Raw genomic sequence first — 19,708 nt, 5'->3', positions numbered from 1 at the left:
TGCAATAAAGCGGGCAAATTTGCCCGCTTTATTCGATTGCCGAATTGCTACAATGCCACGGACTGAGTGTCATGGTTAAAATAAGTATAAGAGGCCAACATGATTAAATTTGAGCAAGTGAGCAAAACTTATCCTGGTGGGCACAAAGCGCTGGAAAAAGTGAGCTTTGAACTTGCAAATGGAGAACTCGCATTTTTAACCGGCCACAGTGGCGCTGGTAAAAGTACATTATTAAAGTTGGTGAGCGTGATGGAAAGGCCATCAGCAGGCCGTGTCTACATTAATGGTGTCGATCTCAATACGGTATCTAACCGGCAGGTTCCTTTCGTTCGCCGAGATATTGGGATTATTTTTCAAAACCACCGCCTACTCGAACGTTACAGCGTATTTGATAACGTCGCACTACCTTTAGTTATTGAAGGTACTCACCATAAACAGATCACCAAAAGAGTACATGCCGCTTTGGACAAGGTGGGTTTGCTTGATAAAGCAAAGTGCCATCCGAGTGTGTTATCTGGAGGTGAACAGCAACGTGTTGGCATAGCAAGAGCGATTGTTAACTCGCCGCCTTTGCTGCTTGCAGACGAACCTACGGGGAACTTAGACCCAGAACTATCGATGGAAATTCTGAACCTATTTGAAGAATTTAATCGCCGTGGTACATCCGTTCTTATCGCTACTCATGATTTGGGGTTAATAGCACGTATGAAATACCGTAGCTTCACGCTTAACCAAGGACGCATGCTACAAGATCCGCTAGCGGAGGACACGCTATGAGTTTGCTGTTTAAAGGACGAGGAAATCAGGCTGAACAGAGTAAAAAGTCGGTATTTCATCATTTTTACTTTTTTTGTTTGATGATTATTCGTCAAGGTGTACAGAGCCTTGGGGAAATGTGGCGTACGCCAATGGCCTCTTTAATGACTATTCTAGTTTTGGGACTCAGCCTGACATTGCCAGCGACGCTTTATGTGGTAGTGAAAAATGTACAGCAGGTAAGTAGCGGGTTTAAAGAGGCATCTGAAATATCATTGTTCGTTAAAGATGAAATGACTGAGGCACAGACACAAACCTTGGTGAAGCGGCTTGCACTCTATCCAGAAATAGAAAAAGTAGTACTGATTAGTAAAAGCCAAGCTCTGGACGAGTTTAAGTCAATGTCAGGCTTTGGTCAGGCGCTTAACTATTTAGAAGAAAACCCGCTGCCTAATGTTGTGTTGGTAACGCCTGTTAGTCGTTTTAGAAAACCACAAGCCGCAACAGAGCTTCTCACTAAACTTGAAAAAGAACGCGAGGTCGAGTTTGGTAAGCTGGATATTGAATGGCTAGAGCGTCTAAATGCACTACTGGGATTACTAAAAGAAAGTGTGATCACCGTGGGGTTTCTATTGCTTAGCGCCGTTATCTTGATTATTGGAAATACCATACGCTTATCCATCATGGACAAGAAAGAAGAAATTCAAGTGCTAAAACTGGTGGGAGCGACCAATACCTTTATTCAGGCTCCGTTTCTTTGGACTGGTGTATGGTATGGCATAGTCGGTGGTTTGGTTGCCTTTATCTGTGTTGGCCTTATGTTGTGGTGGCTGGAGTCAGCTGTATCTACAGTTGTTGGCGTATATCAAAGCAACTTTGTGCTTCAGGGAATGGCAGGGAATGAACTTCTAGTGCTACTTGGCACTGCGATTACTTTAGGGTTTGTAGGCTCTTTTCTTTCTGTACACCGTTATATCAAAGAGATTGAACCTGAAAAGGTATGATTTAACGCTACAAACACCAACCGACTGCTAAAGTGTAGCAGTCGGTTGCCAATTACTATCAGGTTTTAGCACTCAAACAATCAGAACTAATTAAATTTAGCACTGTCATAAAAAAATAATATCGTAAAAAGAAGCCTAGTTAATTCAATATTTTTAATATTATTCAGTAGGTTACATTTTATTTTTGAAGTTCTTCTAAAAAGGTTGATTTTAAAAATCAGATAAAGTAGATTGCATTTAGCACTCTAGATGTTAGAGTGCTAAATATACACGAAACGGTTTATCACTGAGGTGAAACATGACTAAAGATTTATACGCATTAGCACTAACTGGGCAGCAAAGCGCAAGTGTTGAAGGTTACCTTCAATCTGTAAGCACAATACCTATGCTTGGCGCTGAGGAAGAGAAAAAACTTGCGACACGTCTTCAGGAAGAAGGGGATCTTAACGCGGCTAAGCAGCTCATTATGTCTCATTTGAGATTTGTTGCTCACATCGCAAAAAGTTATTCAGGCTATGGCCTACCTCAGGCTGACTTAATCCAAGAAGGTAATATTGGATTGATGAAGGCAGTAAAGCGTTTTGACCCAAGCGTGGGTGTGCGCCTTGTTTCTTTTGCGGTACATTGGATTAAAGCAGAAATCCATGAATATGTATTAAAGAACTGGCGTATTGTTAAAGTTGCGACGACAAAAGCGCAGCGTAAATTATTCTTCAATCTGCGCAAAAATAAAAAGCGTTTAGGTTGGTTTAACCAAGACGAAGTGACAACGGTTGCAAACGAGCTTGGTGTAAGTGAGAAAGAAGTTCGCGAGATGGAATCGCGTATGGCAGGCCAAGATATGGGCTTTGACCTATCTGCTGATGATGACGAAAGCCAAGCGGGTAACTTCTCTCCAGTACAGTATTTAACAGACACAAGTAGTGACCTTGCCGAAGAAGTTGAGCAAGAGCAGTGGCAAGAGCAGTCACATAATCGCCTATTTGCAGCACTGAAAACGCTTGATGAGCGTTCTCAAGATATCGTAAGTGCACGTTGGCTTGCTGACGAAAAGGCAACGCTACAAGATTTAGCTGAGAAATATAGCGTGTCGGCAGAGCGTGTACGCCAGCTAGAAAAGTCAGCAATGAAAAAGCTGCAAAACGCAATGAGCTAAATTTTGCAAAAATGATAAATCGTGTGTCAAATGCCGCTATCCAGCGGCATTTTTATTTTCTATAAATAGATCAATACCTTAACTATCATACCTAGAGGTTCATCTGGCAATCTCAAAACTATGATCATTTTGAGCTTACAAGTGTTCGCTTATTTTACTATAATGCGCGAGATTTTAATTCTGGAGTGGTTAAATTGATTGCCATTATACGAATTCTCTTATTAGCAGTGTTTATCATTGTTAGTGGTATTTGCGGATTGTTATTGTGCATTGTGCGTCCTTTTCATGCCAACAATGTGCACACGATAGCCAAATGGTATGGCTATATGTCAAAGTTGATAGGCGTTGAGTTGGTGATCACGCAGCATGAAAATGCCAAGCATGTTGTTCCTGCGATGTATGTTGCAAATCATCAAAATAATTATGATCTCTTTACGCTGCCGGCCGTGGTGCCAAAAAACACCGTCAGCATGGGGAAAAAAAGCTTAAAGTGGATCCCGTTCTTTGGGCAAATGTATTGGCTATCTGGCAACATTTTGATTGATAGAGCTAATCGCTCTAAAGCTTTAGGTACACTGACCAAATCAGCAAAAAAAATCACCGAGTCAAAACTATCGGTTTGGATGTTCCCTGAAGGAACCAGAAGCTATGGTCGCGGTTTGTTGCCATTTAAAACCGGGGCATTTCATACTGCAATGAGCGCCAATGTGCCTATTATCCCAGTATGTATGAGTTCAACACATGAGCAGATAAAGCTCAATCGTTGGAATAATGGTAAGGTCTATATCGATATACTAGAGCCAGAATATTTAGACCCAGAAGTGCCGGCAAGGGATCACGCTGCTCAGATCCATGCTAAAATGGCTCAAAGAATAGCTGAACTAGATGCAAAAGCGAGATTAAAATAATGGAAAACTGGCGTGAGATAAGTGAAGACATCGTTTCTTCATTGCTAGAAGACGGTTCAAACCCTGAAACCCTTTATGAAGTAGAACATCACTTTGTAAGCGAGGATTTTGACAAGCTGGAAGCAGCAGCATTAGCGGCATTTAAATTGGGCTATGATGTTGAAGAACCAGCAGAGCTTGAGCTCGAAGACGGCGGTAAAATTTGGGGCTTTGATGTTGTAGTAGAAGCCGAACTGGATACCGACGTTATCATGGAAGACGTAGACAAGTTAGAAAAGGTTGCACTAGACGCTGGCGTTGAATACGACGGCTGGGGAACTTATTTCCAAGAATAGCAACTGTATAAAACCCAGCATGTATACGGTGTTGGGTTTCCCCTCCTGCAACACTTCACGAATACCTCAAAATAGATCACTTAATTAAGCAAATTGGTATAACAAGCGTTTCTGAGTGGTTGTAATTTCACCATACCTTTGTGTGAATTTAATCTGAATAGATGGTGTTTCACCTCATTCAATGGTATTAATATTCATTGGCTAACTACGTAGTGTAAGCGATTCATGCAGATTGTCCTCCCCATTGAAGATCTTAGACCAGGAATGTTTGTGGATAATGTTCACAAGCATAAGTCTGACGCGGGCATTAAGATCAAATCTCGGGGAATGGTCAGAGATGAAGCCATCATTCAAAAACTGATTGATAAAGGGGTACTGGAGCTCACCATCGACTTTACGCAGAGCGATATTCCTGTACCACAGAAATACCAGCAGCCAGCAGAACCGGTCACTGAAGCACCACAAGCCCCTGAAGAACCTGTCGCCAAAAATGGCATGGATGGCAGTCTTTCCACCGCTCGCAGCAAGCCAAAATCCAAAGCCAAAACGGTGAGTAAAGAACAAACTTTGCAGCAAGAATTTGCGGTTGCGATGCAAAAGTTTGAAAAAAGTAACCGTCAGATCCAAAGCCTCTATGGAGATGTAACATCGGGTTTGAAGGTCGATATGAGCCTCATCAATGAGGTAAGTAAAGACATCGTCGATTCGGTACTGCGCAATTCAAATGCGATGGCGATTTTAACTCGGATTAAAGACAAAGATGCGTACAACTGGCGTCATATGACCAACTGCGCAATTCTGATCACCGTATTTGCCAAGCACCTCGGTTTGCAACATCACATTATTGAACAATTAGCCATGGGGGCGATGTTGCATGACATTGGTCACGCTAAGTTACCCCAGGGACTGATCAATAAGCCGGGCAATTTTACCGATCTTGAGTATCGTGCGGTCAAAAAACATGTGGCACAGTCTTTAGGGTTGAGCAAAGGAGAGTCAGGGATCACGCCAATCATGCTGGACATGATCATCAACCATCATGAACGCTTAGATGGTACAGGCTATCCCAGAGGGATTAAAGACGACGCACTCAGCACCGCGGCAAGAATGATGGCGATTGTGGATGTATACGACGCCATAACCTCAGATCAGCACCACAAAGAGGCTGATGAGCCTATTAATGCATTACGCTTTTTGCTGTCGAGTAAAAAGCAATTTGATCCTATTCTAGTGCAGCGTTTTATTAAGTGTATGGGGGTTCACCCCGTAGGGACTATTGTTAAACTGACCAACGAGCGATTAGGATTGGTACTCGAAGGCAATAAACATGCGCCCACGGCGCCTCTTGTACGAGTGTTTTACAATACCAAACATCTCCACCATGTTACGGCAAAAGATTTGGATTTAAGCGAGTCAGACATCAAAGTGATCGCAAGTGTCAGGCCGCTTGATTATCAAATTAACCTCTCACGATTGCTAAGAGATCAATTATTGATTTAAGGTTTGGATTGCGCGACCGGAAAGAAAGCGTTTTTACAGCGTCTTTTGAGATTTTGCCATCTAGCAGAGAGCATTGCGCCAGTCATACAGCTTGCCATCATTAATATCCACAGTAATGTTCCCTTTTCCGAATGTAACGCCGCACAGCTTAGCAGCAGTGATAGCAGCGCTGCGACAATTGCACCTAGCCAGTATTGACTGACCGGATTATCACACTCTCCTGCGTGGCGACAGGCACAGTAGTTTGCTTTGCACAGGCAATATACGCTGAGACCGCAAAATACCAATGCGCAAACGATTAATGCTATCGACATGTTGTTCTCCTTGGCACGATTAGCACACAGAATGACTCATACTCAGATTGAAGAGTGTATATAAGGGATGAAGGTACGTCAATGATATTGGTAATTATTATCATTTGATAATTTGTCTCATCCGATGAGTTTATAAAGTGCGTAATTTGTTCGTTATATGTTCACTTAATCAACGAAAAGTCGCAAAAAAGGAGATTTCTACTCCACTTTTAGGTAGGGTGTCATGAATTTATTATTCTGCCAATTTGGTGGGTGTGTGGCATAGCTGGATATTGGCTAGGTGAGCAAGGTCAAAGTGAGGCTACGCAGTGTTACTCGAATTGGTTTTTTTAACCATTACTCAGGAAATGGTTAGTTCACAGGGGATTAGAGTATGAACAAAGTATTATTAGGTCTTATCGCATCAGGTGCGATTTTATCGTCATCACAAGCACTAGCTGCCGCCTTTCAACTTGCGGAACAAAACGTATCTGGCCTTGGTCGTGCTTATGCGGGTGAAGCATCTGCAGCCGACGATGCGTCAGTGGTTGCACGTAACCCAGCATTGATGGGTAAGCTATCAGGCACGCAATTATCAGTAGCAGCTATGTATGTTCAACCGGACGTAAGCCTGACGGGAACAGGTACTAGCAATGGTATCCCTGCAGCAGCGTTAAATGACAACAGCATCGCACCAAGTGCTGTTATTCCTGCTATTTATGCAACACACAAATATAATGACCAATGGTCGATTGGTGCAGGTATCTATTCACAGTTTGGCCTATCTACAGAATTCGATAAGGATTATGTTGCTGGCCAAATCGCGGGTGAAACTGAAATTAAGACCGTTAACTTAGGCATTTCAGCTGCTTACCAAATTGATGAGCAATGGAGCGTAGCGTTTGGTATTAATGAAGTTTATGCCGATGCTAAAATCGTCCGTAACCTTGGCGCGACAACGACAGGTTTGCCAGCAAGTACTCAAGCAGTACATTTAGAAGGTGACGATTATGGCTTTGGTTGGAACCTAGGCGTTGCTTATCAAATTGATGAAAACAACCTAATCGGCTTCCATTACCGTAGTGAAACAGATATCACATTTGATGGCCACTTTAGCAACGACTTACCAGCAGCGATTGGCGGCTTGAATGGCGCGTCACTACCAGGTTCAGTAGATGTAACGTTACCTGCGATTGCTGAGATCTCAGGTTCTCATAAACTAAACCAAGAAACCTCACTACACTACAGTGTACTTTGGACTGGCTGGAATAGTTTTGATGAACTGGAAGCTGTAGTTGGTAACGCAGGTTCAGTATTCACTAAAGAAGAGAACTTCTCTAATTCATTACGTTTTGCAGTTGGTGCTGACTATCAGCTTAGTAATGCGGTGAAACTACGTGCAGGTATGGCGTATGATGAATCACCAGCGGATGAAAACCATCTGTCTATCTCAATTCCTGATACAGACCGTACTTGGTACTCATTTGGTGCGGAGTATACACTTGCTAACCAAGCAACTGTAGATTTCGGGATCAGTGTTTTAAGAGGTAAAACACAAACTTTCACTGAAGCTGACAGATTCAGTGAGTGGGGCTATCGCTCTAAAGGCCATGCGATGATCTTTGGTCTTCAGTATAACCACAAGTTCTAATTGTAAGAGAACATTAAAAAAGCGGCTTTTAGCCGCTTTTTACTTTTTATAGCATAGATTTAAGTTGATATAGCAAAGCATGAGCTTGCTTTGGTGTCATATCATCGGGATCCATATCTGCAAGTAGCGCTTCAACCTCAGAAGGCTCATTAGCAAGCATTAAGCTCTGCTGTACAGGCGCTGTAACATGAACAGGCTTATCGCCAACGACGCTCTGATGTTGCTCTAACAAAGCGAGTTTCTGTTTCGCCAACTTAATCACCGCTTTTGGCACGCCGGCAAGACTTGCTACCTGTAAACCAAAACTCTTACTTGCAGCTCCTTCCATTACTGTGTGTTTGAAGGCAATGGTATCGTTATGTTCAACGGCATCCAAATGCACATTAACAAGGCCAGCTTGTTGCTCAGCCAATTCGGTTAATTCAAAATAATGAGTAGCAAACAGTGTTTTTGCTGCAATTTTGCTGGCGAGATAATCCGCTGTCGCATAAGCGAGTGATAAACCGTCATAGGTGCTTGTCCCGCGACCAATTTCGTCCATCAGCACTAACGACTGGGCGGTTGCATTGTTTAAAATGGTTGCAGTTTCGGTCATTTCAACCATAAAGGTTGAGCGCCCAGAGGCAAGATCATCACTGGCACCAATGCGAGTAAAAATACGATCGACAATACCGATGGTAGCCGCGCTTGCCGGTACATAGCTGCCAATATGCGCCATCAACACAATTAACGCGGTTTGACGCATATAGGTCGATTTACCACCCATATTTGGTCCAGTAATAATGAGCATTTTACGTTCATCATTGAGTTTTACTGGATTGGCAATGAACGGCTCTTTACTTACTTGTTCTACGACTGGGTGGCGACCATCCACTAAATCAATTTCAGTGCCCTCGGTAAGCGTGGGCTTGCAATAGTCTAGTGTCTGAGCACGTTCAGCTAAGGTGTTTAGTACGTCCAAATCGGCAAGCGCCGCTGCCATGACTTGCAATTGTTCAATATAAGGAGCGATGAGTTCAAAGAGCTCTTCATATAGGCGTTTTTCAAGTGCTAGTGCTTTCGATTGGCTTCCAAGCACTTTGTCTTCATGCTCTTTTAGCTCAGGAATAATATAGCGTTCGTTATTTTTCAGTGTTTGTCTGCGAATGTATTCTGCAGGCACTAAATGCGAATTGGCGCGGCTGATCTCAATATAAAATCCGTGAACGCGGTTATAGCCAATTTTTAATGTCGAGATCCCTGTGCGTTCGCGCTCTCTTTCTTCAAGTTTTTCTAAAACATCCGTGGCACCTGCGCTTAATGCGCGTAGCTCGTCAAGCTCTGCATTGTAACCCTGTGCTATCACTCCACCATCACGAATGAGAACAGGGGGATTGTCGATAACCGCTCGTTCTAACAAATCTTGTAACTTAGGTAATGCCGGTGAGTGGCTAATGATAGACTGAAGTCTCGCATCCGTTGCATCTTGTAAAATATCATGCAATGGCGGTAATGCTTGTAATGCACTTCTTAAACGCGTTAGATCACGCGGACGAGCGGTAAACAACGCTAACCGTGCTACAACTCGTTCAATATCGCCAATGTGTTTTAGTGCGTCGTAAACTTCCATGCATAGTTGTTGTTCGATAAGGCTCGCAATCGCATTGAGTCGAGCATTGAGCTCTTTGCGTTCGCGCACGGGCGTATGAATACGGCGTTTTAGTAAGCGCGAACCCATGGCCGTTGAAGACTTATCTAAAATCTGCGCTAAGGTATTTTCAACACCGCCAGAGAGGTTCAGTGTTAGCTCTAAGTTTTTGCGCGTCGCGGCATCTAAGATCACCGCGTGCTCATTCTTTTCGAGCGTGATCGCACGAATATGAGGTAATGCCGTGCGCTGCGTGTCTTTCACGTATTGCATGACACAACCCGCAGCGATTAAGCCCATATTGGCATTGTCGACACCAAAACCGACTAAATCGCGGGTTTCAAACTGCTGGCAAAGTAAATGTTTTGCTGTGTCTAAATCGAACTCCCAGTCCGGGCGGCGACGACTGCCTTTAATACTTTCTAGCACTAAAAGGTTCTGAAATGATTCTGGATATAACAATTCTGCGGGCTGCAAGCGCTGTAGCGTAGAGTTAAGTGCTTCGTCAGTCTGTAGCTCTACGATATTAAATCGGCCCGAGTTAATATCAAGATAGGCAATACCATAACCTAAGTTTTTTGGATGTTGGTAGACCGCCGCAAGTAAATTATCTTGGCGTTCTTGCAATAGTGCTTCGTCGGTGACGGTACCTGGAGTAACAATACGCACAACTTTACGTTCTACAGGACCTTTACTGGTCGCGGGGTCGCCAACTTGCTCACAAATAGCAACAGATTCACCCAGTTGTACCAAGCGAGCTAAGTAGTTTTCAACTGCATGATAGGGAACACCCGCCATTGGAATTGGATTGCCACCGGCTTTGCCGCGATAGGTTTGAGAAATATCGAGAAGCTGCGCCGCTCTAATGGCATCGTCAAAGAAGAGTTCATAAAAGTCGCCCATGCGATAGAACAGCAAGATTTCTTGATGCTGAGCTTTAATTCGCAGGTATTGCTGCATCATTGGGGTTTGTTGGTTTATAGTGTGTTCTGAATATAGATCTGACGACATTGTTGATACCTAAAAGGTTTTCCTATGGAGCACTACAAAGAGATAGCCGAATATGCGGCACAATTGGGCGCTATTCTAACGAATAACGGCGTAACAATCACTACCGCAGAGTCATGTACGGGTGGTGGGGTGAGTTATGCGTTAACAGATACGCCGGGGAGCTCTGCATATATAGAACGTTGTTTTGTGACATACAGTAATCAAGCTAAGCATGAATTATTAGGAGTATCACAACAAACGCTAACGCAATTTGGTGCAGTGAGTGAGCAAACGGTTTTGGAGATGGCCAAAGGCGCTCAGCGGGCAGCCCATGCTGAAGTTGCCATTGCTGTGTCTGGTATAGCAGGACCAACAGGGGGCAGTGCTGATAAGCCAGTAGGTACTGTATGGTTTGCTATTGCAAATAGTGACAAAGTTCAGGCATTTCACCAAGTATTTACTGGAAATAGGGCTGAAATAAGAGTTCAAGCTATTGAATTTGCATTAAAAAATACTATAGCGATGGTAAAATCATAAAATTCTACTTGATACTGTAATTTCATACAGTATACTAGGTGTCATTACGCTGAATTGGAGAAGCAAATGAACGATAACAAGCAAAAGGCATTAGACGCAGCACTATCACAAATTGAGCGTCAGTTTGGTAAAGGCTCAATCATGAAACTGGGTGAGAACAAGGCGCTAGATATTGAAGCCATCTCAACTGGTTCACTAGGTCTGGATATTGCACTTGGTATCGGCGGCTTACCAACTGGTCGTATTGTTGAAATCTATGGTCCAGAATCATCAGGTAAAACAACGCTAACATTACAAGCGATTGCAGAAGCGCAGAAGCTTGGTAAAACATGTGCGTTCGTTGATGCTGAACACGCACTCGACCCAATCTATGCTGAAAAGCTAGGCGTTAATGTTGATGAGCTATTAGTATCACAGCCTGACACCGGTGAACAAGCGCTTGAAATTTGTGACATGTTAGTTCGTTCTGGTGCGGTTGATTTGGTTGTTATTGACTCGGTAGCAGCACTTACCCCTAAAGCTGAAATCGAAGGCGATATGGGTGATTCACACGTTGGCTTGCAGGCTCGACTCATGTCACAAGCATTGCGTAAGCTTACAGCTAATATCAAACGCTCGAACACATTATGTATTTTCATCAACCAAATTCGTATGAAGATTGGTGTGATGTTTGGCAACCCTGAAACCACAACTGGTGGTAACGCACTTAAATTCTATGCATCCGTACGTCTTGATATTCGTCGTATTGGTTCAGTGAAAGAAGGTGATGAGGTTGTTGGTAACGAAACTCGTGTTAAGGTTGTGAAAAACAAAGTAGCACCACCATTTAAGCAAGCTGAGTTCATCATCATGTACGGTGAAGGTACGTCGAAACAAGGTGAGTTGATAGACTTAGGTGTGAAACACAAACTGGTTGATAAAGCGGGTGCTTGGTTTAGCTACAACGGCAATAAGATCGGCCAGGGTAAAGCAAACTCAATTAAGTTCTTAAAAGAAAATGTTGAGATTGCCAACGAAATTGAAGGCAAGTTGAGAGAAATGCTCCTAGCGCAAGCGGTTATTATGCCAGAAGAGGGAGAAGATAAAGGCCTTGCTGAAGTTGAAGACGATTTAGAGCTATAGGCTAGTCACTCAAGCTTAACTGCTCGCGAGCAAGCTTGAGCTATATTTTAAAAAGCCCAAAGGTTAACCTTTGGGCTTTTTACGTTTTATAAAAGTTTACTTTTGATAACAAAGAGATAGTTATCGATTAATCCGAACAATACAGCTATTTTGATATAAAAATAAAATACGTTGTTTGATTTTCAGCTATTAATCCACCTTTTCAACAAGTTATGTAACTTGCCTTGATGCTTTACATCATCAATCTTATTGAAAGCAGAAAAATTAGGCAAATTGGGGTGATTTCGACTATGGTTTTCTGGTAAAATCTGCGCCTAATTTTTTCTAAGTGAATTTGCAATGGGTAAAAACGTCGTTGTATTAGGCACCCAATGGGGTGACGAAGGTAAAGGTAAAGTAGTTGACCTACTTACAGATAAGGCTTCTTTAGTTGTTCGCTACCAAGGCGGACACAATGCTGGCCATACACTAGTAATTAACGGTGAGAAAACGGTACTACACTTGATCCCATCAGGTGTACTACGCGAAGACGTTAAATGTGTAATTGGTAATGGTGTAGTACTAGCACCAGATGCGCTAATGAAAGAAATCCACATGCTTGAAGCGCGTGGCGTTCCTGTACGTGAGCGTCTATTGATCAGCGAAGCATGTCCTTTGATCTTGCCTTACCACGTTGCACTAGACCAAGCGCGTGAACTAGCGCGTGGTGAAAAAGCCATTGGTACAACTGGCCGTGGTATCGGTCCTGCGTACGAAGATAAGGTTGCACGTCGTGGTTTACGTGTTGGCGATCTTTTCAACCCAGAGCAATTTGCTGCGAAGCTTAAAGAAGTACTAGAGTTCCACAACTTCGCCTTGGTTAACTACTACAAAGTAGACCCAGTAGACTTCCAGAAGACATACGATGATGCAATGGAAGTAGCAAAAGTACTTAAGTCAATGATTGTTGACGTTACTGAACTGCTTGATCAAGCGCGTAATGCTGGCGACCATATTCTATTTGAAGGTGCGCAAGGTACATTACTTGATATCGACCACGGTACTTACCCGTACGTAACCTCATCAAACACTACAGCCGGTGGTGTTGCGACTGGTGCAGGTTTTGGTCCGCTACACTTAGATTACGTTTTAGGTATTGTTAAAGCTTACACAACTCGTGTTGGTTCAGGTCCTTTCCCTACAGAGCTTTACGATGGTCAAGACAAGCAAGACCCAGTTGGCAGACACTTAGGCGAGAAAGGTAACGAGTTTGGCGCAACAACTGGTCGTTTACGTCGTACCGGTTGGTTTGATGCAGTGGCAATGCGCCGTGCAGTTCAAATCAACAGCATCAGTGGTTTCTGCTTAACTAAACTAGACGTACTTGATGGTCTAGAAAAAGTGAAAATCTGTACTGGTTACCAATTAGAAGACGGCACTGTGACTAATGTGACTCCTCTTGCTGCTGAAGGCTATGAGAAAGTGACTCCAGTCTACGAAGAAATGCCAGGTTGGAGCGAAAACACCTTTGGTGCAACTTCTGTTGAGCAGCTTCCAGAAGCCGCTATCAACTATATCAAGCGCCTAGAAGAAATCACTGGCGTGCCAATTGATATCATCTCAACAGGCCCAGACCGCGTTGAAACAATGATTGTTCGCAACCCTTTTGCTGAATAATCCTGCTGTCGATTGATAAAGAAAAAAGCTGCTACGGCAGCTTTTTTTGTGTCTATTACCCTACAAGTTTTTGTCTTCCTGCCGATAAGTAAGTGAATTTTTGCTCATATGATAAAATTAGACTTCGCTTTGGCGTAAATAATGCTTAATCAAATTTGAGTGTCGATGTTGCTGCAGAGCAAGTAATTTGCCTTTGCAGCCTGCTATAGTTAAACAATCAGCTTTACTTTGATGGGTCTTCGATGAATTACTTACTTCGTTATTTTGCAACTTCAGCATTGAGTGTTTCCTTAAGTCTCAGTATTCAGAGCAAAGTATTTGCCGAAGAGGCTATCGAAGCTGTGCCTTTGTATACGCAGCAAGAGCTACTAGCGCTCATTGAAAAAAATCAACACCTTGCTAGGGTTAAAGCGGATGAGTGCCAGCTGGTTAAAGATATTGAAGCGCGTGCTGAGATCATGGCGCTGCCTTCGTATCAGTTTCTTTATGGTGACATGTTAGCTTATGCCGTGTGTGTAGACAGAGATGTTGAGCTCGGCCTTTATTATATGAAAAGGGCAGCAGAGCAGGGCCTTGCCGCGGCGCTTGAACAATTAGGTCGCTACTATGATGTTGGCCAGTTGGTGCAAGAAGATAAAGCGATGGCGGTAACCTATCTGAGAGAAGCCGCAGCACTTGGCAACTTAAACGCTCAATTAAGGCTCGTAGATGTGTTTAATCAAGGCCACGGTAGTCCTAGAGATTATGAAGATGCTTATCGATGGTTGTTTCATTCCGCAGTTGCAGATAAAAAGCTACATAAGCGGATTCAGGTAGCCCTAGGGCAATTGGCAAACAAAATGCCTGATAGTGTGGTCAAGCGCGCGAGATTGCCTATATAACCTGAACTCGGGATAACAACTTGTTCTCTAGCAGCTGCTATCCCTTACTACTGCGTTAAATTTGCTTGCAATAGGCCAGCTATTGACGCACAAATTTGCCTTGTATTAAGAAATAACTTCTGGCTAGAGTGATACTACGCTTTTGAGCTTAGTGATTTTAGTGGATTAACTTACTTCTTATTCCGAGTTCAGGTTATATAACCTGAGCTTAGGTTAACTCCGTTGGATCAATAGGTTTTACTTTCAGCAGATTATGAGTGGAAAGTAAAAGCGGCGTAAGTTACGCCGTTTTTACTTATTTCTAAATAAAGCCGGTAAAGCTAGCTTATTTCGTATCCAAATCTCAGGTTAAGTAATTTGTTGGCTGCTAAGCTTTGCACCAATTTGGCCTTCTTTACTCGCATTTGGATCTTTAAGCACCGTTAACTTCGGCGGCTGCAATGCCAATACGCGATCGCCTTCTTCAGGAAGCTTCTTCATATCAGAGGTAAACGGGCGGATCAAGATGGGTTCCTCATCTTTGTTCTGCTCTGTGAGTACAAACAGCGGGATTGCTTCACTGTTAACCTCTTTATACTGTTCCCATTTAAACTCTTCTGAGATCCGCGTTACGCTCACTTTACCGCCCTTAGCCATCATGCTACTTAGCTTGGCGTAATTACCTTCGTCGCCAAATAAGATTTGGCGAGAAAGGAAAGTGGCGCTATCTTTGTTCGCCTTGGCGTGGTTAGTGGATGATTTGAGCGAATAAACACATTGATCGCCAAGTAAGTGAGAAAAGTACTGTACACCCAAAGCGTTGTGGTGACGGTTAGGTGAAAGCGCTAGTACTGACTTTAAGCTGGTCAACGGGAGGTAACGCTCTGCATGTTCCGACTGTGGGTTACCATAGTAACAAGGCAGTCCGTCCATTCTCGCCATCTTGCAGTTTTCCCATGCGGGATCGGAGAGATAAACATCAATATTTTGGTCTTTTAAGCCTTTAGCCACCGCTCTAGCTACATGGTTTGCACCAATGATAAGTAAGGTATTGGGCTTTGGTTGACGTACTCCTAAAAGACGTGCGAAAGGTGTTGCAGTTAGGCTTTGTAGTACCACGGTGATAATGATGACGGTGAAAATAAGCGGCACCATTTTATCCGCATCTGCTATTTGTGATTTTGTCATACTCAGCGCAAAAACTGAGCCTACCGCTGCAGCAACAATGCCTCGAGGAGCTATCCAGCTTAACAGAATACGAGACTTTATCGGTAAGTCAGTATTGAACGTCGATAAGAATATCGACAGTGGTCGAGCAATAAATAATACTACTGCGAGAAAGATAAAGACGTCGGTGTCTAACAGCATTAAATCTTCTAACTTGAGTCGTGCCGCGAGTAATATAAATAAGCTCGAAATCAGGATCATTGAGAGATCTTCTTTAAACTCTAACACTGAGTCTATTTCCAAGTCATCTTGGTTAGCGAGCCAAATACCAAAGATAGTCACGGCCAGTAAACCAGACTCATGGCTCAGATGATTCGATAGCGTAAAGCTAAACAACACCAGCGCTAAAATGGCGAATTTGTGAAGCTCAAAGGGAAGCCACTCTTTTCTTATTAGGTATGTGGTTAGGTAACCTGATGCGACACCAATACTTATCCCAACACCAAGCGTTGATACGAGCGCCCACAAGGTGTGACTAAAGATACCTTCGCCACCAACTAAAGAGACTGCTTCAAATACGAGTACCGCAAAGAGTGCACCAATAGGGTCTATGACTATACCTTCCCAACGTAAAATACGGTCTATGTCTTTGTCTGGGCGCATGGCGTTCAGCATCGGGGCAATAACCGTTGGACCGGTCACGACAAGTACTGCGCCCAAAACGGCGGCAACTTGCCAGTTAAGCTCCAGCACGAAAATTGCGGTCGTTGCTATCACCGCAAAGGTTGCTAACATCCCGATAGAACAAAGGTTTCGTACGACCTTACCAATTCCTTTGAGTTCTTTAAAATGCAGTGTTAGTGAACCTTCAAAAAGGATAACGGCAACGGAAAGTGAGACGACGGGAAAAAGTAAATCCCCGAGTAAAGCATCTGGATCCAGCGTGCCACTAAATGGCCCCAAAGCAAGGCCAATAAGAAGTAAAAACAAAATTGCAGGAACCTTAAAGGCCCAAGCAAGCCATTGTGCTATTACAGAACATACTGCAATACCTGCAATGTAGATTGCTGACATAGATTCTCCCCGGTTGGATTATCCCAACATTTTTATCAGTATAGCTAGCATCCTGTTATAACACAGCGCGAATGAGGGTAAAGTGAATAAATTACTGAAAATAAGGTATTATAAAATTGATTTATGGTGGTCATAAATAATTAACATGGGATAGGGTTGCAATCTTACCCGAGCTTACGTTAAGGTAATAAGCGTTCAAGGCGTGGAGTAAATCGCGCCGTCATTCACAATCTACTCATTACGCAATTATTCATTGCGGTACAGCCTTTCCGGCCGCACCAAACCATGGTGGCCCTGTTGGAAACGGCTCGACGTCAAGGGTTAAGTACTTGATGTCACAATCAATCTTCTATTAGTGAAATGTCAGCCAGTTAACGATTGTTGCTGTGTCTGGGTTTAGCATGTGTGGCGACATGATGGGACTAAGGTCTTCGCCGTCGCACGTCTGTCTGTTTTATCTATTTGCCGACTTTTTGGTCGATGCATTGCGCTTTCTGTTGTCTTCTAATAGGAGATATTTGGAGTACCAACTCGTGAGTGGGTGGTTAATTTAATGCAGGAATTTATGTCGATGAAACAGTCAAAACGTATAGTAATCAAGATCGGGAGTGCGTTGATCGCGCCAGAGCAAGATGGGTGTCGATCCCGCTATTTACTCAGCATCGCGCAATTCATCGTGCGTTGTCGAGCCCGAGGTATCGAAGTGATCCTCGTCTCTTCAGGTTCAGTCGCAGCAGGATCGCACTTATTTCCAAACTCAGATCAGCCTAGCATCGCGGTGAAAAAAGCGATGGCGGCAGCTGGCCAAACCGAGATGATGGCTACGTGGGATCGTTTCTTCGACTTCCCGTCGGCGCAGATATTGCTGACTCACGGCGACCTGCGTGACAGGGAGCGATATACCAGTATTCGTGAAACAATATTCACTTTACTCGATCACGGAATACTGCCTATTATCAATGAAAATGACACCGTAACCACAGACGATCTGAAGGTGGGTGATAACGATAATTTATCTGCCATGGTAGCGGGAGCTGCAGATGCCGATGGGCTAATTATTTGCTCCGATGTCAGTGGTTTATATAACAAAAACCCTAATTTACACGCAGATGCAGAGCTGATCTCAGAGGTGACAGAGATCACTGAAGAAATCTACGATATGGCAGGTTGTCCAACGAGTAAGGTTGGTACCGGTGGTATGAAGACCAAAATTGAAGCTGCTGAAAAGGCGACGTCTCACGGTATAGATACCTATATTGTTAACGGCTTCGAAGAAACAACCTTTGAATTATTGTTGGCGGGAAAAAATCCAGGCACGGTATTTACAGCCTATGATAAACCGATGCAAGAAGCGGTGCATTGGATGACTCACACGGCATCAGAGCAAGGTGAGCTGGTCGTTGATAGCGATTATGGCTCAGGCGAAAATCAAGTGGTGGGTCAGTTAAGTGGCGATGAAATCACTGAAGTAAAAGGTGAGTTTTCTGTTGGAGATACCGTGCTCGTGAGGAGCAAAGATGGTAAGCGCTTAGCCAAAGCAACCACCAATTACAGCAGTTGCCTGCTGAACTTTTTAACTGAACATGAAGAGGATCCGATCAGCGAAAGAATTCAAGATAGCATCGGACCCGTTATTTCAGAACAAGATATTGCATTATTGGAGAAGTCATAAGACATGAGTTTAATCACAGATATTTCATCACAGGCTGCAAAAGCAGCGAAACAGTTAGCACTATTATCTACAGAGCAAAAAAATGCGGTGTTAGCAGATATGGCAAAAGGGATCCGTGATAACAGCGATGCTATTATTAAAGCCAATGAAGCTGACTTAGCTGCTGCTCGTGATAACCAACTTAGCGACGCCATGATAGATAGATTAACGCTTAACCAAGCGCGGATTGAAAGCATGGCTGAGGGCATTGAGACCATCATTCAACTGGACGATCCAGTGGGTGCACGTAGAGACATGGGCGTAAGACCAAATGGCATTAAAATCAGCAAAATGCGAGTGCCACTTGGTGTTGTTTGCATGATTTATGAGGCGCGCCCCAATGTCACCGCTGACGCCGGTGCGCTGTGTTTTAAGTCAGGTAATGGTGTTATTTTGCGTGGTGGTAAAGAAGCGTTAGCGAGTTCGTTAGAGATCGCAAAAGCGATGCATAAGGCGCTCGAAAAACATAATCTACCTGCCGCGTTGGTTTCTGTTATTCCGGATCCAGACCGCGCGTTGTTAATGGAGCTGATGCAGCAAAAAGAATATATCGACCTTATCATCCCACGTGGCGGTGAGGGTCTAATCAATTTCGTTACTGAGAATAGTACGGTGCCAGTGATCCAGCATTTTAAAGGCGTGTGTCACTTGTATATAGACAAAGCGGCTGATCTCGATAAAGCAATGGCGCTTCTGTTAAACGGTAAAACGCAGCGTACTGGTGTATGTAATGCGCTTGAAGGGTTAATCGTTCATCAAGATATCGCTCCGACTTTTTTACCGAAAGTTGCTGCAGCACTAGCAGAAAGGGGTGTGAAAATTAATGCGTGTAAGCAAACCGTAGCTTATTTTGATAATGCAGTTGAGTTAAGCGATGACGAATTTGGCGAAGAATACTTGAGCCTTGAAATAGCGGTTCGTCAGGTTGCTGATTTTAATGCAGCGCTTGCACATATTGATCGCTTTGGTAGTCACCATACCGAAGTTATCTGTACGGAAGACAAAGCAGCTGCTGATTTGTTCCAACGCGGTGTAGATGCGTCGGTTGTGATGGTTAACGCCTCTTCACGCTTTAGTGATGGTTCAGCGTTAGGTTTAGGTGCCGAGATTGGTATTGCTACCACCAAATTGCACGCATACGGACCTATGGGCTTGGAGTCGCTAACAACCGAAAAGTTTTTAGTGAATGGTGAAGGCCAAATCAGAGAATAATGAACAGATGCTGCTTGAGTAGATGGAAGAATCATACTCAGTGGTATACACAGAATGACATAAGTAACTGCAAAGCTCGGGTCGAAAGACTTGGGCTTTTTTCTTTTCGATTTAAGGTGTTAATTTTGTAAGAAGTAAGAAGTAAGAAG

At 43.5% G+C, this 19,708-nt stretch carries 16 protein-coding genes; 13 read left to right on the top strand and 3 right to left on the bottom strand.

Translation table 11 applies throughout. From position 1 onward, the window contains the following. Positions 1-99: 99 nt before the first annotated feature. The 6 genes from ftsE to BB427_RS15705 all read left to right on the top strand — a co-directional run bounded on the left by ftsE (position 100) and on the right by BB427_RS15705 (position 5,659). Complete coding sequence (ftsE, locus tag BB427_RS15730; protein ID WP_017218471.1) at positions 100-777, top strand: cell division ATP-binding protein FtsE; 678 nt, start codon at positions 100-102, stop codon at positions 775-777. Further along, positions 774-1,760: a permease-like cell division protein FtsX gene (gene ftsX / locus BB427_RS15725; protein WP_039493009.1), complete on the top strand. Its 987-nt coding sequence runs from the start codon at positions 774-776 to the stop codon at positions 1,758-1,760. The genes ftsE and ftsX overlap by 4 nt, the downstream gene beginning before the upstream one ends. Before the next feature lie 298 nt (positions 1,761-2,058). Continuing rightward, positions 2,059-2,916: an RNA polymerase sigma factor RpoH gene (gene rpoH / locus BB427_RS15720; protein ID WP_010374102.1), complete on the top strand. Its 858-nt coding sequence runs from the start codon at positions 2,059-2,061 to the stop codon at positions 2,914-2,916. A 194-nt stretch (positions 2,917-3,110) separates the two neighbouring features. Then, on the top strand, positions 3,111-3,824 hold the full coding sequence (locus BB427_RS15715; protein WP_010374100.1) for a 1-acylglycerol-3-phosphate O-acyltransferase: 714 nt from the start codon (positions 3,111-3,113) through the stop codon (positions 3,822-3,824). Next, entirely contained in the window at positions 3,824-4,159 is a 336-nt protein-coding gene (gene rraB, locus BB427_RS15710) for a ribonuclease E inhibitor RraB (protein WP_010374098.1), read from the top strand. Before BB427_RS15715 ends, rraB begins: the two co-directional genes overlap by 1 nt. Positions 4,160-4,384: 225 nt before the next feature. Continuing rightward, positions 4,385-5,659 carry an HD-GYP domain-containing protein gene (locus BB427_RS15705; RefSeq protein ID WP_069021808.1) on the top strand — a complete coding sequence of 425 codons (1,275 nt, stop codon included), beginning with the start codon at positions 4,385-4,387 and terminating at the stop codon, positions 5,657-5,659. On the opposite strand, the gene BB427_RS15700 is transcribed toward BB427_RS15705, so the two are convergent. Beyond that, positions 5,656-5,973, bottom strand: coding sequence for a hypothetical protein (locus tag BB427_RS15700; protein WP_010374094.1), 318 nt, complete (start codon positions 5,971-5,973; stop codon positions 5,656-5,658). The genes BB427_RS15705 and BB427_RS15700 overlap by 4 nt on opposite strands. Positions 5,974-6,346: 373 nt before the next feature. On the opposite strand from BB427_RS15700, the gene BB427_RS15695 reads away from it, so the two are divergent. Then, a complete protein-coding gene (locus BB427_RS15695; protein ID WP_069021806.1) occupies positions 6,347-7,603 on the top strand; it encodes an outer membrane protein transport protein in 1,257 nt (418 codons plus the stop codon). A 46-nt stretch (positions 7,604-7,649) separates the two neighbouring features. Here BB427_RS15695 and mutS read toward each other — a convergent pair whose 3' ends face one another. Next, complete coding sequence (mutS, locus tag BB427_RS15690; RefSeq protein ID WP_069021804.1) at positions 7,650-10,241, bottom strand: DNA mismatch repair protein MutS; 2,592 nt, start codon at positions 10,239-10,241, stop codon at positions 7,650-7,652. 24 nt (positions 10,242-10,265) lie between these two features. Here mutS and BB427_RS15685 point away from each other — a divergent pair, with 24 nt between their 5' ends. The 4 genes from BB427_RS15685 to BB427_RS15670 all read left to right on the top strand — a co-directional run bounded on the left by BB427_RS15685 (position 10,266) and on the right by BB427_RS15670 (position 14,416). Beyond that, complete coding sequence (locus tag BB427_RS15685) at positions 10,266-10,757, top strand: CinA family protein (RefSeq protein WP_069021802.1); 492 nt, start codon at positions 10,266-10,268, stop codon at positions 10,755-10,757. A gap of 66 nt (positions 10,758-10,823) precedes the next feature. Continuing rightward, a complete protein-coding gene (recA, locus tag BB427_RS15680) occupies positions 10,824-11,879 on the top strand; it encodes a recombinase RecA (RefSeq protein WP_017218478.1) in 1,056 nt (351 codons plus the stop codon). 339 nt (positions 11,880-12,218) lie between these two features. Continuing rightward, positions 12,219-13,535: an adenylosuccinate synthase gene (locus tag BB427_RS15675; protein WP_010378944.1), complete on the top strand. Its 1,317-nt coding sequence runs from the start codon at positions 12,219-12,221 to the stop codon at positions 13,533-13,535. Positions 13,536-13,777: 242 nt separating this feature from the next. Further along, positions 13,778-14,416 (top strand): tetratricopeptide repeat protein, encoded by a 639-nt coding sequence (locus tag BB427_RS15670; RefSeq protein WP_069021800.1) that lies wholly within the window; start codon positions 13,778-13,780, stop codon positions 14,414-14,416. Positions 14,417-14,764: 348 nt separating this feature from the next. On the opposite strand, the gene BB427_RS15665 is transcribed toward BB427_RS15670, so the two are convergent. Continuing rightward, positions 14,765-16,636 carry a cation:proton antiporter gene (locus BB427_RS15665; RefSeq protein ID WP_069021798.1) on the bottom strand — a complete coding sequence of 624 codons (1,872 nt, stop codon included), beginning with the start codon at positions 16,634-16,636 and terminating at the stop codon, positions 14,765-14,767. A gap of 565 nt (positions 16,637-17,201) precedes the next feature. On the opposite strand from BB427_RS15665, the gene proB reads away from it, so the two are divergent. Both proB and BB427_RS15655 read left to right on the top strand, forming a co-directional pair. Further along, positions 17,202-18,308 (top strand): glutamate 5-kinase, encoded by a 1,107-nt coding sequence (gene proB / locus BB427_RS15660; protein WP_069021860.1) that lies wholly within the window; start codon positions 17,202-17,204, stop codon positions 18,306-18,308. 3 nt (positions 18,309-18,311) lie between these two features. After that, positions 18,312-19,559 carry a glutamate-5-semialdehyde dehydrogenase gene (locus tag BB427_RS15655; protein ID WP_039493024.1) on the top strand — a complete coding sequence of 416 codons (1,248 nt, stop codon included), beginning with the start codon at positions 18,312-18,314 and terminating at the stop codon, positions 19,557-19,559. The last annotated feature ends 149 nt before the right edge of the window (positions 19,560-19,708 follow it).

The sequence above is a fragment of the Pseudoalteromonas sp. BMB genome, assembly GCF_001709235.1.
In the GTDB taxonomy this organism is placed as follows: Bacteria; Pseudomonadota; Gammaproteobacteria; order Enterobacterales; family Alteromonadaceae; genus Pseudoalteromonas; species Pseudoalteromonas maricaloris.
Note: the sequence above shows the minus strand (reverse complement) of the source record. Positions and strands in the feature narration are given on the sequence as shown.